The 14,048-nt window shown below is 75.7% G+C and carries 10 protein-coding genes and 1 pseudogene; all 11 read left to right on the top strand.

Annotated elements, in window-relative coordinates:
- The first annotated feature begins 220 nt into the window (after positions 1-220).
- The 11 genes and pseudogenes from ACQPYX_RS16065 to ACQPYX_RS16115 all read left to right on the top strand — a co-directional run bounded on the left by ACQPYX_RS16065 (position 221) and on the right by ACQPYX_RS16115 (position 14,042).
- Positions 221-868 carry a cell division protein FtsQ/DivIB gene (locus ACQPYX_RS16065; RefSeq protein ID WP_433798332.1) on the top strand — a complete coding sequence of 216 codons (648 nt, stop codon included), beginning with the start codon at positions 221-223 and terminating at the stop codon, positions 866-868.
- Positions 869-1,162: 294 nt separating this feature from the next.
- Positions 1,163-2,515, top strand: a complete 1,353-nt coding sequence (locus ACQPYX_RS16070) for a hypothetical protein (RefSeq protein WP_433798333.1) — start codon at positions 1,163-1,165, stop codon at positions 2,513-2,515.
- Positions 2,499-4,004, top strand: a complete 1,506-nt coding sequence (locus ACQPYX_RS16075) for a polysaccharide lyase (protein ID WP_433798334.1) — start codon at positions 2,499-2,501, stop codon at positions 4,002-4,004. Before ACQPYX_RS16070 ends, ACQPYX_RS16075 begins: the two co-directional genes overlap by 17 nt.
- A gap of 310 nt (positions 4,005-4,314) precedes the next feature.
- On the top strand, positions 4,315-5,577 hold the full coding sequence (ftsZ, locus tag ACQPYX_RS16080) for a cell division protein FtsZ (protein WP_433798335.1): 1,263 nt from the start codon (positions 4,315-4,317) through the stop codon (positions 5,575-5,577).
- A gap of 28 nt (positions 5,578-5,605) precedes the next feature.
- Positions 5,606-6,316 carry a peptidoglycan editing factor PgeF gene (gene pgeF, locus ACQPYX_RS16085; protein ID WP_433798336.1) on the top strand — a complete coding sequence of 237 codons (711 nt, stop codon included), beginning with the start codon at positions 5,606-5,608 and terminating at the stop codon, positions 6,314-6,316.
- The gene (locus ACQPYX_RS16090; protein WP_433798337.1) at positions 6,313-7,068 is read left to right on the top strand and encodes a YggS family pyridoxal phosphate-dependent enzyme; all 756 of its coding nucleotides are present in this window, start codon (positions 6,313-6,315) and stop codon (positions 7,066-7,068) included. The genes pgeF and ACQPYX_RS16090 overlap by 4 nt, the downstream gene beginning before the upstream one ends.
- Positions 7,069-7,812: 744 nt before the next feature.
- Positions 7,813-8,166: pseudogene (locus tag ACQPYX_RS16095) on the top strand (cell division protein SepF); the annotation flags it as partial.
- Between the two features lie 385 nt (positions 8,167-8,551).
- Positions 8,552-9,493 carry a DivIVA-like cell division protein Wag31 gene (wag31, locus tag ACQPYX_RS16100; RefSeq protein WP_433798338.1) on the top strand — a complete coding sequence of 314 codons (942 nt, stop codon included), beginning with the start codon at positions 8,552-8,554 and terminating at the stop codon, positions 9,491-9,493.
- A gap of 71 nt (positions 9,494-9,564) precedes the next feature.
- Positions 9,565-11,613 (top strand): hypothetical protein, encoded by a 2,049-nt coding sequence (locus ACQPYX_RS16105; protein WP_433798339.1) that lies wholly within the window; start codon positions 9,565-9,567, stop codon positions 11,611-11,613.
- A 40-nt stretch (positions 11,614-11,653) separates the two neighbouring features.
- Positions 11,654-12,463, top strand: a complete 810-nt coding sequence (locus tag ACQPYX_RS16110) for a class I SAM-dependent methyltransferase (protein ID WP_433798340.1) — start codon at positions 11,654-11,656, stop codon at positions 12,461-12,463.
- A 91-nt stretch (positions 12,464-12,554) separates the two neighbouring features.
- Positions 12,555-14,042 carry a potassium/proton antiporter gene (locus tag ACQPYX_RS16115; RefSeq protein ID WP_433798341.1) on the top strand — a complete coding sequence of 496 codons (1,488 nt, stop codon included), beginning with the start codon at positions 12,555-12,557 and terminating at the stop codon, positions 14,040-14,042.
- Positions 14,043-14,048: the final 6 nt, after the last annotated feature.

A 14,048-nucleotide genomic window follows, 5' to 3' on the forward strand; every position in this document is an offset into this window, starting at 1 on the left:
GCCCCCCACCCGCCGGTCCCGCTCCGGCGTTCCCGACGGCAGGTCGGGTCGTCCGGGCGGGCGCCCGCGCGGGGAGGCCGGCCGCACCCGGTCCGAGGGCGGGCGGGACGGGCGTTCCCGCCGCCCGTCGTCGCGTCCCCCGCGCGACCGCGGCCCCCGCGACCACGCCGCCCTCGAGGCCCGCGCCGTCCGCCGCCGCGCCCTGCGGCGCCGGTGGACGGTGGCGCTCGGGTCGCTCGTGGTCCTCGGCGGGCTGGTGTACCTGCTCGGGTTCTCCCCGGTGTTCGACGTGCGGGCCGTGGAGGTCACCGGTGCCTCCTCGGAGACGCTCGCGACGATCCAGCAGGCCGCGTCGGTGCCGCCGGAGACGTCGCTGCTGTGGCTCTCCACCGCCGACGTCGACGCGCGTGTCGCCGCGATCCCGCGGGTCGCCTCCGTCGACGTGCGGCGATCCCTGCCGGGCACGGTGACCGTCGCGGTCACCGAGCGGGAGCCGGTCGCCGCCGTGCCGGCCGCGGGCGGCGTCGGGCTGCTCGACGCCACCGGGTTCGTCTACCGCACCGCGCCCGCCCCACCCGCCGGGGTCCCGCGGCTCGTCCTCCCGCCCGGCGTGGCGCCCTCGCCGCAGGACCCGGCCACGGTGGCCGCCGTGCGGGTGCTGGAGGCGCTGCCGGCCGCGCTGCGCAGCAAGGTCACCGAGCTGCGTGCGGCGAGCGCCTACGACGTGTCGTTCACCCTCGACGGCCGCACGGTGCGCTGGGGCGCCGACAGCGAGGACGAGCGCAAGGCCGCCGTCCTCGGCCCGCTCCTGACCCGGCCCGGCTCGGTCTACGACGTCTCCACGCCGGACCTCCCGGTCGTCAGCTGAGCGCTCCCGCAGCGCGACCGCCCGACCCTCGATCACCACTCGAAGTGTCACGCGCGGTCACCGTGTCTCCGGTGCTCGGCGGCCACCGAGGGTGGTCGAGGGAGCGCAGGCGCCCCTCGTCCGTGGCGACCGTGACCCCTCCGGGGGATACGTGAAGAGTGTGTGACCTGCGCGAACGGGTTTCACCACTCTGGTTATCACTCACGTGCACACCACGCGTTTCGCTTGACCCAGATGTGTCACGCAGCGTCAACTCCCACCCGTCGTCACGACGGTGGGAGAGGTGCGAGCGCGATGGGCAAGAGGACGGGCCGGGACACCGGGGGTGCGGCGCCACCACGGGTGCGCCGGGCGCTGGCGACGCTGCTCGCCGCGGCTGCAGCCGCCTCGATCCTGGGGGCCACGCTGGGACACGCCCCGACGGCCCGCGCGGACGAGCCCGGGGAGACCTGGGTGCCCGAACTCGCCGTCGAGAACGCCGACGACACCAACGTCGTCGCGACCGCCGGCGCCATCCGGCTCGCCGACGGCGTGGTGCGGGCGCAGAGCGCCCGCTCCACCCGCAACGAGGGCGAGCTGCTGCTCTCACCGCGTCGCCTCGCCGCCCCGGTCGACCGCATCGCCGCCACGGTGACCGCGGACGTCCCGCCGGGCGGCGAGGTGCTCGTGGACGTGCGCGGGGTCCGCGCCGACGGCACGTGGAGCCAGTGGAGCACCGCGAGCCCCGGTGGCCCCGCCCGCCTGTCCGAGGCCGTGACCGACGTGCAGGTGCGCGTCACGCTCGTCGCGGGTGACTTCGGCGCGAGCCCGGCCCTGCAGCGGCTCTGGCTCGCGGGCGACCGGGTGGGGACCACCCCCGCACCCGCCACCACCGCGCCGGCGCCGACCACCACGGCGCCCGCGCCCACCACCGCACCCACCACCGCACCCACCGTGCCGACCGCCGCCCCCACCCCGGCCAAGGCGGCCCCCGTCACCAGCCGCGTGTTCGCCACCCGTATCGGCCTCGTCGGCAACACCACGGCCAACGGCCACGTGATCGTCCCGCGCGACCACTTCGTGGCCCTCCCGTCGCGGCGCGGCCTCTCGCCGCGCGACAAGGGCGACTACACCGTCAAGGTCTGCGCCCCCAACGGCCGCTGCGCGTGGTCCCCGGTCTGGGACGTCGGCCCGTGGAACATCAAGGACGACTACTGGAACGCCGGCCGCCAGCAGTGGGGCGACCTGACGCTCGGCCTCCCGCAGGCCCAGGCCGCGTTCCAGCGCGGCTACAACGGCGGCAAGGACGGCTTCGGTCGCCGCGTGGCCAACCCCGCCGGCATCGACCTCGCCGACGGCACCTACTACGACGACCTCCAGCTCCGCGACAACAGCTGGGTCACCGTCACCTACCTCTGGACCGGCACCGGCCCCTCCGCCCTCGCCCGTCCCACCGGTGCCCCGACGCTCGTCGTGCGCTCCGCCCCGACCGACGCCTCCTCCTCCGTCGGCGCCGTCGCCGCCGGGGCGCGGATGGCCGTCACCTGCGCCGCCGACGGCCAGCCGCGCGTCGGCTCGCAGGGTGCGAGCAGCCAGTGGCTGCAGGTCGGTCCCCAGCAGTACGTCCCCGCCGCCGCCGTGGAGGCCCCCCGTGTCGCGCCCTGCTGAGCTCCTCGACCCCCTCGCCGACCGCCCGCTCTCCCCGCACGCCGGGCCGGGCGCACGGCCCTCCACCGCCGCCGCGGAGCGCGAGCGCCGCAGCCGGCGTCGCCGTCGGGCGTTCCTGACGGCCGGTGCGGGCGCGCTGCTCGCGGCCGTCGTCGGCCTCGCCGCCTCCGCCACCGCGGTGCCCACCGGTGAGAGCTGGGGGGCCGAGCTCGCCGTGTCCGGCGGCGACGACGTGAACGTGCGGCTCGTCGACGGCGCGATCCGCCTCGTCACGCCCTCCACCGCGAAGGCCCGCTCCGAGGGCGTCATGGTCCTCCCGCCGCGCCGACCCGCCGCCGCCACGAACGCGATCACCCCGACCCTCACCGCCGACCTGCCGCCGGGCACCACCGCCCGCGTGGACGTCCGCGGTGTCCTGCCCGACGGCACGTGGAGCCGCTGGCTCCCGACGAAGGACGGGGTCCGCACCGTCCTGCCCGCCCTCACCACGCAGGTCCAGGCGCGGATCGTCATGCTCGGCGGCAGCGGCCTGGTCAGCCCCGCCGTCCAGCGGCTCTGGCTCACCACGTCCACGACCTCCGCGTCGCCCGCCTCGGGCACGGCCCCCGCGGCGCCGAGCACCACGGCGGCGGCGCCGACGACCACGGCTCCCGCCACCACGGCTCCCGCCACCACGACGGCGCCGGCGACGACGTCCGCGCCGGCCACGACCTCGGCTCCCGCCACGACGTCGGCGCCCGCCGCGACGACCACCGCCCCGCCCAGCACCACCGTCATCCCGATCAGGCCGACCCCGGCCTCCGGGACCACCCCGGCGCCCGCGCCGGCCCCGAAGGCGATCTGGGACGCGAACATCACCGCGCAGGGCCTGGGGATGTTCAAGGACACGCCCTGGAACATGGTGGGGGCGAAGACCCCGACCGTGGTCGCGGCGACCGACCTGCCGGGCCGCAAGGCGTTGCGCTTCACGATGCCCGGCGGCGGCAAGCGCTCGGAGATCGAGCCGAACGTCGACAACCTCACCGAGGGGCAGGACCGCTACATCCGGCTCTCGGTGCGTCTGGCCGACGGCTTCCCGGTCGGGACGAACTCGTGGCAGCTCATCACGCAGTTCAAGAACGAGGGGACCGGCAGCCCGCCCCTGGAGCTGCGCGTGGGCAACGGCAACTTCGTCCTCTCCGGCGGCTTCGGCCGACCCGGCGGGGCGCGCAGCTTCGACAAGACGATCGGCCCGGCGGTGACCGGCAAGGTCGTCACCGTGGTGCTGCACGTGAAGTTCTCGTCCGACCCCTCGAAGGGCTTCGTCGACGCGTGGCTGGACGGGCAGCAGAAGGTCGCGGGCTTCAAGCCCCCGGGCGGCACGCTCTACCCCGGGATGTACAGCTACTGGAAGCTCGGCCTCTACCGCGACACCGGCATCGGCCAGACCGCGACCTACGAGCTGTCCGACGCGAAGCTCGGCTCGTCGTACGCCTCGGTCACCGGCTGAGGCAGGCCCCCGGTCACGAGCGAACGGCACTCTCGCGCGCTCTACGTGCGCGAGAGTGCCGCTCGTTCACCACGGAGCGGGCGAAGTCTCGACCCGTCATCCAGAGTTTGCACCGGTTGGGGCAGACGGGTGACATCGAGGCGGGACACACCCGGCGCGCCTGCGTGCATCACGCGGTGTCGGCTGCCTACGGTCGCGCGGACACCGGAACGGGGAGCCCTCGACCATAGACCTCCACTCGAGGTCGAGGGTTGAGGGTCGCCCCGCGTGTCGGCCGGTGTCGCCGAGCTCCGCAGTGAAAGGCGGTCCCATGACGCCCCCGCACAACTACCTGGCCGTGATCAAGGTCGTCGGCATCGGTGGCGGCGGCGTCAACGCCGTCAACCGCATGATCGAGGTCGGCCTCAAGGGCGTCGAGTTCATCGCGGTGAACACCGACGCCCAGGCCCTGCTGATGTCCGACGCCGACGTCAAGCTCGACGTCGGCCGTGAGCTGACCCGCGGCCTCGGCGCCGGCGCGGCGCCCGACGTGGGGCGCCGCGCGGCCGAGGACCACGCCGAGGAGATCGAGGAGGTCCTCAAGGGGGCCGACATGGTCTTCGTGACGGCGGGCGAGGGCGGCGGCACGGGCACCGGCGGCGCCCCCGTCGTCGCGGGCATCGCCCGCAAGCTCGGCGCCCTGACGATCGGCGTGGTGACCCGCCCGTTCTCCTTCGAGGGCAAGCGCCGCGCCACCCAGGCCGAGAACGGGATCCAGGAGCTGCGCAACGAGTGCGACACGCTCATCGTCATCCCGAACGACCGCCTGCTCCAGCTCGGCGACGTGTCGCTCTCCCTGATGGACGCCTTCCGGTCCGCCGACGAGGTGCTCCTGTCCGGTGTCCAGGGCATCACCGACCTCATCACGACGCCGGGTCTGATCAACCTCGACTTCGCCGACGTCAAGAGCGTCATGTCCGGCGCCGGCAGCGCCCTCATGGGCATCGGGTCCGCGCGGGGCGACGGCCGCAGCGTCGAGGCCGCGGGCAAGGCGATCAACTCGCCGCTGCTCGAGGCGTCCATGGACGGCGCCTACGGCGTGCTGCTCTCCATCGCCGGTGGCTCGGACCTCGGGCTGTTCGAGATCAACGAGGCCGCCTCGCTGGTGCAGGAGGCCGCGCACCCCGACGCCAACATCATCTTCGGGACGGTGATCGACGACTCGCTCGGCGACGAGGTCCGGGTGACCGTGATCGCCGCGGGCTTCGACTCGGGCGCCCCGACGCACTCGAAGTCGGTGCCGGGGAGCGCGCTGGGCCAGCCGCCGACGCGCGGCGGCCCCGGACGTGGCCCGATCGCCGGCGGTGACTCGGGCCCGCGGCACTCGCAGCCGCCGAGCCAGCCCCAGCCGGTGATCCCGCCCGCCGTCGCCCAGGCCCCGACGACGCCGGCGACGCCGGTGCCGAAGCCCGAGGAGCTCGAGGCGGCGCGGCAGGGGAGCGCGACCGAGGAGAAGGCGGAGCCCGCCGCGGCGGAGAAGCCGGCGAAGAAGGCCGAGGACGACGACGTGGACGTCCCCTCGTTCATGCGCTGAGACCCGCGGGCTTGAGACGATGGGCGACGTGCGGGTACGTCGTGTCCTGACCACGCGTGCGGGCGGCCGGTCGCGGCCCCCGTACGACTCCTTCAATCTCGGTGACCACGTCGGGGACGACCCGGCGGCGGTCGCCGCGAACCGCGAGCGGCTGGCGCGCGGCATCGGGCTCGAGCCGATCCGGGTGGCGTGGATGAACCAGGTCCACGGCACCGACGTGGCGGTCGTCGAGGGCCCCCAGCAGGAGGTCCCCACCGCCGACGCGCTGGTGACCGAGGAGCCGCGGCTCGCGCTGGCCGTCGTCGTCGCGGACTGCGTGCCCGCCCTGCTCGCGCACGCCGAGGCGGGCGTGGTCGCCGCCGCCCACGCGGGCCGGGCCGGCGCCGCCGCGGGAGTCCTGCCCGCCACCCTCGCGACGATGGAGAAGCTCGGCGCCGAGCGCGAGCGCATCGACGTCCTGCTGGGGCCGTCGGTGTGCGGACGGTGCTACGAGGTGCCCGCCGAGATGCGGGACGAGGTGGACGCCGCGCTGCCGGGCAGTGCGGGCACCACGCGGATCGGGACGCCGTCGCTCGACCTGCGGGCGGGCCTGGTGCGCCAGCTGCGCGACCACGGCGTGACGGCGGTCGACGCCGACTCCCGGTGCACGCTCGAGGACGACCAGCTCTTCAGCCACCGCCGCACCCGCCCGACCGGTCGCCTGGCCGGCGTCGTGTGGTGGGAGTACGACCGCCGGTGAGCCGGACCCATCCCGACGACGCCGGCGACGGCGCCGCCGCCGACTCGCGTCGCGAGACGCTCCGGACGGCCCTCGTCGACGTGCGGGCCCGGATCGACGCCGCCGCGCGCGCGGTCGGGCGGGACCCGGACGAGGTGGGCCTGCTCGCCGTCACCAAGACGTGGCCCGCCTCCGACGTCGCCCTCCTGGTCGACCTCGGGTTGGCCGAGTTCGGGGAGAACAAGGAGCAGGAGGGCGCGGCGAAGGCCGAGGAGCTCGCCGCGCTGCGCCCCGACGCGGCCGCGCGATGGCGGATCGTCGGGCGGCTGCAGCGCAACAAGGCCCGCTCGCTCGCCCGGTGGGCGCACGCGGTCGACTCGGTCGACTCGCCCCGGCTCGTCGACGCCCTCGACCGCGCGGCCGGGGCCGCGCTCGACGCGGGGGAGCGGTCCGGCCCGCTGCATGTGCTGGTCCAGGTGAGCCTGGACGGGGCCGAGGGCCGCGGCGGCGTGGTGGTCGACGAGGTCGAGGCGCTGGCCGAGCGTGTCGAGCGCAGCACCCAGCTGTCCCTCGACGGCGTGATGACGGTGGCTCCGCGCGACGCCGACCCGGCGGAGGCCTTCGGCACGTTTGCCGCCGTGGCGGAGCGGGTGCGCGCGGCGTTTCCCCACGCGAGGACCGTGTCAGCAGGCATGTCGGGCGATCTCGAGGCCGCGATCGAGCACGGTTCGACGTGTGTGCGTGTCGGAACGGCGCTCCTCGGCACCCGGTAGCTAGCGTTCCGTGTGAGTGAATGACACGGATGTAAGTCGGCTGTCTCGCGGGTCGGTCGGCGGTGAAGGGGAGAGGCTGCCATGACCGCTCTGCACCGGGTGAAGGCGTACTTCGGCATGGTGCCCGCGGACGAGTTGGACGCCTACGACGGGTACAGCGACGACCCGTACGGCGACCGCCCCTCCCGCGCCGGGGACCGCTACGACGGCTACGCCGCGGACCGCTACGGCCGGCGGCGCCAGGACACCGACCGCTACGAGTCCGACCGCTTCGAGGAGCGGTACGACTCCTACGCCGACCGCTACGAGTCCGACCGGTACGACGACCGGTTCGAGTCCGAGCGTTCCGACCGGTCGGACCGCTACGAGCGGCGGGCCGCCCCGGAGCGCGACCGGGCCCTGACTGACGACCGGGTCCGCGCCCCGCGCCCCCGGGACCCCGAGTCCGAGGGACGCGCCGAGCGCGAGTTCCCGCGGCTCGCCGCCGAGGACCGGACGACGTCCGGGGACCGTGACGAGGAGGCCGACGTGTCCGTCCGCTCCACCACCCGTGGTCGCAGCTGGGAGCAGAACACCGGGCCCAACCACACCTCGCGCTCGCGCGGCGGCGCGCTCGCCGCGGTGGGCTCCGCGGGGTCGTCGTCCTCGGGGTCCTCGTCGTCCGCCTCGTCGTCGACCGCGGGCTCGCTGTCCGGGTCGCTCGCGTCCGCCGGCGGGTCGGGCACGGAGGCGCTGCGGGCGTCCGGTGCCGCCGCGCTCGCGCTCTCCGAGGAGCCGGTCCGCCCGGTCCGCGCCGTCGAGGCGACCCCGGCGAAGAGCACCGACACCCCGGCCGTCCCCGAGATCACCACGCTGCGCCCCACCAGCTACAACGAGGCCCGGGTGATCGGCGAGCGCTACCGGGACGGCATCCCGGTGATCATGAACCTCACCGAGATGGACGACGCCGCCGCCAAGCGGCTCGTCGACTTCGCGGCCGGCCTCGCGTTCGCGCTGCGCGGCTCGATCGAGAAGGTCACGAACCGGGTGTTCCTTCTCTCACCGCCCAACGTCGAGGTCTCGGCGACCGAGCGGCGGAAGTTCGCCGAGACGTCGTGAGCGGCTCTTCCTGAGCCGAATCTGAGAGCGGGCAAGACCTCGCCGGGCGATTGCGGTGGGTGGTCGGACGAGGGCGGTGAGCGTCCGACCGGCCCATCCGTGCCGCGTGGAGCAGGGGATGTCCGGCCGCTACGGCCGGTCGACGTCGGTGAGCGGTTCCGCACCGTCCGGCCGATCGCTCTCTGGCGTGTCGCCAGGTACGCGTGTGAGTGGCCGGACCATGATCCGTGGCGCTCCGTCACCGATCGGGCGTCGTTCGCAGCGCATCCCTGGACCTGTCCACTATGGTTCACCTGCTCGCAGAGGTCATACTCTGCGTGTCGCGGAGCTCGAAGAGCCCGAGGTACCTGGGGTTCCGCAGCCGAGGAGTGCTTGAGGAGATCCGATGCCGCTGACCCCTGCCGACGTCCACAACGTCGCGTTCAGCAAGCCGCCGATCGGCAAGCGGGGCTACAACGAGGACGAGGTCGACGCGTTCCTCGACCTCGTCGAGGCCGAGCTCGGGCGTCTGATCGAGGAGAACAACGATCTCCGCGAGCAGGTCGAGCAGCTCGAGCAGCAGCTCTCGAGCGCCCACGCCGATCTGGACGACGCCCGCAGCAAGGCCGCGCAGGCCCCGTCGCAGCCGAGCAGCCCGGCGCAGCCGCCCGCTCCGGCCACCACGATGGTGCAGCCGCAGCAGCCGCAGCAGCCGCGCCCCGTCGAGGAGGCGCCGCGGACGGTGCAGCAGCCGATGCCGGTGGCGCAGCCCGCCCCGCAGCAGTCGGTCGTGCCGCCGCCCTTCGGCGCCGACCCCTCGCCCGTGGGCGGGGGTGACCACCACGTCCAGGCCGCGAAGGTCCTCGGCCTCGCCCAGGAGATGGCCGACCGGCTGACCGCCGAGGCCAAGTCCGAGGCGGACGGCATGCTGTCCGACGCCCGGACCAAGTCCGAGCAGCTGCTCTCGGAGGCGCGCACCAAGTCCGACAGCATGGTCAACGAGGCGCGCAGCCGCGCCGAGACGATGCTCAACGACGCCCGGACCCGAGCGGAGACCCTGGAGCGGCAGGCCCGCGACAAGGCCTCGACGCTCGAGCGCGACGCGCAGCGCAAGCACAACGAGACGATCACCCTCATCGAGCAGCAGAAGAGCGGCCTCGAGAAGAAGATCGACGAGCTGCGCACCTTCGAGCGGGAGTACCGCACCCGGCTCAAGACCTACCTGGAGTCCCAGCTCCGCGACCTCGAGGGGCGTGGGTCGGCGGCGCCGGCCGACGGTTCGAGCCGCAACGGGTCCGGGGGATACGCGACCAGCGGATACGGCTCCCGGGCCGAAGCCGGCAGCTGAGTCGGGCGATCCGGTCGGGGCAGGGGAAGGCCTGCGACCGGTGAACCGACCCGCGAGGTGAGGGGTCGATCGTGCTACTGCTCGTCCTGCTCTGCGTCGTTGCGGCGTTCGCCCTGCTCGTGGTCGCCGTGGTCACCGCCACGGCGGCCTGGGCCTGGGGTTCGGTCGCAGCCAGTGCGGTGGCCGCCGGCCTGCTGATCGCCGACGTGATGCGTCGTCGGAAGGCTCGCGCCGCGACGCCGGAGGCCGTACCGGCCACCGTCGGTGCCGGCGCCGGTGCCGGCGCGACCGGGCAGGAGGCGTGGGGGCAGCAGCCCTCGTCGCAGCCCGTGGGGGCCGCGGGTCCCGGTCCGCAGGACCGCCCGGCCGGCCCGCCGCCCGCTCCGCCGGGCCAGGGGCAGCCGCCGCAGGGTCAGCACGGGCCGGGACAGCCCGGCCCGCAGGGCCAGCACGGTCCGCAGGGACCGGGCGGCCGGGCGCCCATGCCGCCGCCCCCGGCCCGTCCCCGCGGGATCCCGCGGGGTCTGCGTGCCTCCGCCTCGGGTCGTCTCGGGCACGACCCGTCGCGGGTGCCGAACGCTCCCGAGGGTTCGAGGTTCCTGGGCCTCGTGCCCCTGCCCAACACCCCCGCGGCCGGGCCCGGCGCCCGGCCGGGCGGGATGCCGCCGCAGGGCCCGCCCGTGCCTCCGCGCGGGCCGCAGGGCCCGGGGCATCCCGGCCTGCCGCAGGGACCGGTGGACCAGCAGGGCACGACCGGGCAGACGTCCGCGCCGCGCGACGGGAACGCCCCCGACGCGCCGACCGAGACGCCGACCCGCGACCGCAGCGTCGTCGCCTCGGGGGTCGTCGGGTCGTCCGACGACTCCGCCGTGACGCAGGCCGACGGTCGAGGACCGGCGGCCGGCACCGCCGCCGTCGGTGGCCTCGCCGCCGCGTCGGCCGCCGGCGCGCCGTCGTCGCCGTCCGCGGTGTCGACCCACGGTCCGGAGGACGAGCAGGACGCCACCAACCGGATGCCGGCGGACGCCCTCGAGCGTGCCCGCCGGGAGACCCCCGGCGGATCCGCGCAGGACCGTCCCGACGCACGGGTCGACGGCCCGGACCAGGCCACGGCGGCCGTGACCGGTCGTCCGAACGACGATGCCCCGACCGCAGCCGCGGGTCGCCCGGGCGCCTCGGAGCATCGCGGCTTCGGCGCTGCCGCCGCCCTCGGCGCGGGTGGTGCCGTCGCCGCGGGCGCTGCCGCCGCGTCGAGCGGGTCGGACCGGACCTCGGGGTCCACACCGTCCGCCCCGGGCCAGGCACCGCAGGGTCAGGCACCGCAGGGTCAGGCACCGCAGGGTCAGGCACCGCAGGGTCAGGCACCGCAGGGTCAGGCACCGCAGGGGCAGCAGCCGCAGGGGCAGCAGCCGCAGGGGCAGCAGCCGCACCAGGGTCAGGGCCCCGCCGGGCCTCCACAGGGGCAGGCGCCCCAGGAGCGCTACGCCCAGGCCCCGTCGCAGGGCTACGGCGCCGGGGCGTCCCAGGACCGCCCCCAGCAGCCGCCGCAGGGCCAGCCGCCGCAGGGCCAGCCGCCGCAGGGCCAGGTGCCCCGCCAGGGACCCGGGCAGCCGGCGCAGACGCGGCTCGGTGACGGACCACCGCCGCACCAGCCGGCCGACGCGGACGCCGACGCGTCCGCGACCCGGGCCCAGAACCCGCCGACGCAGAACCCGCCAGCCCAGACGCCGCCGACGCAGAACCGGCCGACCCAGGCTCCCGGTCGCGACACAGCGGGTCAGGCCGGTGACGGCGAGCGGTCGGGGACGAACGGGCACGGCCCGCAGACGCCGCCGCCGACGAGCCCGCCGCCCATGACGCCGCCGCCGACCCGCGCTCCCGAGCCGGACGACGAGCAGCCCGACCGCGCGAGCCTCGACGTCGTCGTCGCCCGCGTGGACGAGGTCCTGGTCATCGACGAGGAGCCGCGCTTCCACCTCGGCCGGTGCGGCTACCTCTTCGGTCGCGAGGTCATTCCGCTGCCGGTGTCCGAGGCCATCGAGCTCGGCTTCACCGGGTGCTCGTGGTGCGCGCCGGTCCGCTCGCTCGCCGAGCAGCACGGGGCGGACAGCCGCCGCTGAGGTGGAGCGGGTCGGGGCCGCCCGTGATCAGATGGTCACCGTGGAGACCCCGACCGGCACCCCGACCCGCACCGCCGCCGCTCGCTGGGCCGCCCTGATGGCGGCCCGGGCGGTCCCGGACGAGATCCTCGCGCACGCCCCGGCCAGCCCCTACCGCCAGGACCCGGAGCGGTTCCGGGCCGCGGCCGAGCCGCCGGACACGCCCTCGAGGCGCGCCGCGGTGGCCGTGCTCGCCGCATCGTCGGACCGGACCGTGCTCGACGTCGGGTGCGGGGCGGGCGCCGCGTCGCTGGCGCTGGTGGGGGAGGCCCGCCACGTCGTCGGGGTGGACCCGGCGTCGGACATGCTGGCCGCGTTCGTCCGCGCCTGCCTGGAGTGGGACATGCCCTACCAGGGCGTGCTGGGCTCCTGGCCGGAGGCGCTGCCCGACACCGGGACCGCCGACCTCGTGCTCTGCCACCACGTCGGCTACGACACCGGCGACCTCGCCGCCTTCGCCGCCGGGCTGACCGCCGCGGCCCGCGTCGGGGTCGTCATGGAGATCCACGCGACGCACCCGCAGGCCTGGCTCGACCCGTTCTGGGACCGCTTCCACGGCGTGCGTCGCCCGGCGCCACCGACGGCGGACGACGCCCTCGCGGTGCTGACCGAGCTCGGCGTCGAGCCGGAGGTGCAGCGGTGGACGGCGGAGCCGCGGCCGGTGGAGGACCCGGACGTCCGCGCCGCCCGTGTGACCCGCCGGCTCTGCCTGCCGCCCGAGCGGGCCGGCGAGGTCGCGGAGGCCCTGGCGACGCACGACGGCCCCACCGCCCCGCCGGCCGAGCGCGTGACGTTCAGCTGGCGGCCCTGAGGCGCGCACGACGACGCGGGGTCCGACGGGCCCGCGACGCTACGATCACCCCTCGGGTCGGGGTGGGTGAGGACAGGGAGGGCCGCGGCGCGTGGACCGGCTGCCGCTGCTGCTGGGGATCGGCTCGGCCGTGGTGCTGCTCGCGGTCGTCGCCGTGCGGTTCTCCACCCGGCTCGGGCTGCCCTCCCTCCTGCTCTACCTGGGCATCGGGGTCCTGCTCGGCGAGGACGGCCTCGGCATCCGGTTCGACGACGCCGTGCTCACCCAGGCCCTCGGGGTCGCCGCGCTGGTCCTGATCCTCGCCGACGGCGGGCTCTCCACCCGGTGGTCGACGGTGCGGCCCGCCCTCGGGCTCGGCATCGCGCTCTCGACGATCTCGGTGGTCGTCAGCATCACCGCCACCGGCTTCGCCCTGCACTGGCTGCTGGGGCTGGACCTGCGGGTGGGGTTCCTGTGGGGCGCGGTGCTCTCCTCGACCGACGCGGCGGCGGTGTTCAGCGTGCTGCGCGGCCTGGGGCTCGGCGGGCGCCTGGTCGGGGCCCTGGAACTGGAGTCCGGGCTCAACGACGCCCCGGTCTTCATCGCCGTGCTGCTGCTCTCGGCCGGGACCGCGCTGTCCTGGACCGACCCGCTGCTCGTGGTCTACGAGCTGGTCCTGGGCGGGGTGCTCGGCGTGCTCATCGGGCGGCTCGGCGCCGCCGGCCTGCGACGGGCGGCGCTGCCGGCGACCGGCCTCTACCCCCTGGCCACCCTCGCGGTCTGCGTCGGCGCCTTCGCCCTCGTGCAGAGCCTGCACGCCTCCGGCCTGCTCGCCTGCTACGTCGCCGCACTCGTGCTGGGCAACGGCTCGCTCCCGCACCGCGAGGGCACCCGGTCCTTCGCGGAGGGCGTCGGCTGGCTGGCCCAGATCGGGCTGTTCGTCCTGCTCGGGCTCTACGTCTCGCCCGACCGTCTCCTCGACGCCGTCGTCCCGGCCCTCATCGCCGCCGTCGTCCTGCTCGTCGTCGCCCGGCCGCTCTCGGTGGTCGCGGCGGCGTCCTGGTTCCGCGTGCCCTGGCAGGAACAGGCGTTCCTGTCGTGGGCCGGGCTGCGCGGGGCGGTCCCGATCGTGCTCGCGCTCGTCCCGCTCTCCGGCGGCCTGCCCGGCGCACGGGAACTCGTGGACGTGGTGTTCGTGCTCGTCGTGGTGCTGACCGTCGTGCAGGGCACGACCCTGCCCGCCGTCGCGAAGGCCCTCGGCCTGGCGAAGCCCCCGGTGCAGGAGATCGAGGTCGACGCCGCCCCGCTGGAGGCGCTGCGGGCGGACCTCCTGCAGATGACCGTCCCGCAGGGGTCGCGGATGCACGGGGTGTACGTCCGGGAGCTGCGCCTGCCCGAGGGCACCGGCCTCTCGCTCGTGGTGCGCCGCGGAGCGAGCTTCACCCCGCAGGCGGACACCCGCATCCAGGAGGGCGACCAGCTGCTCGTCGTCGCCACCGCCACCGCGCGCGAGGCCGCCGAGCGTCGGCTGCGCGCGGTCGACCGCTCCGGCCGGCTCGCCCGGTGGCGGGGTGACTCCGGCACCCCGACGTCGCCCTGAGCGGGG

This window comes from Actinomycetospora sp. CA-084318 (genome assembly GCF_050955885.1).
In the GTDB taxonomy this organism is placed as follows: domain Bacteria; phylum Actinomycetota; class Actinomycetes; order Mycobacteriales; family Pseudonocardiaceae; genus Actinomycetospora.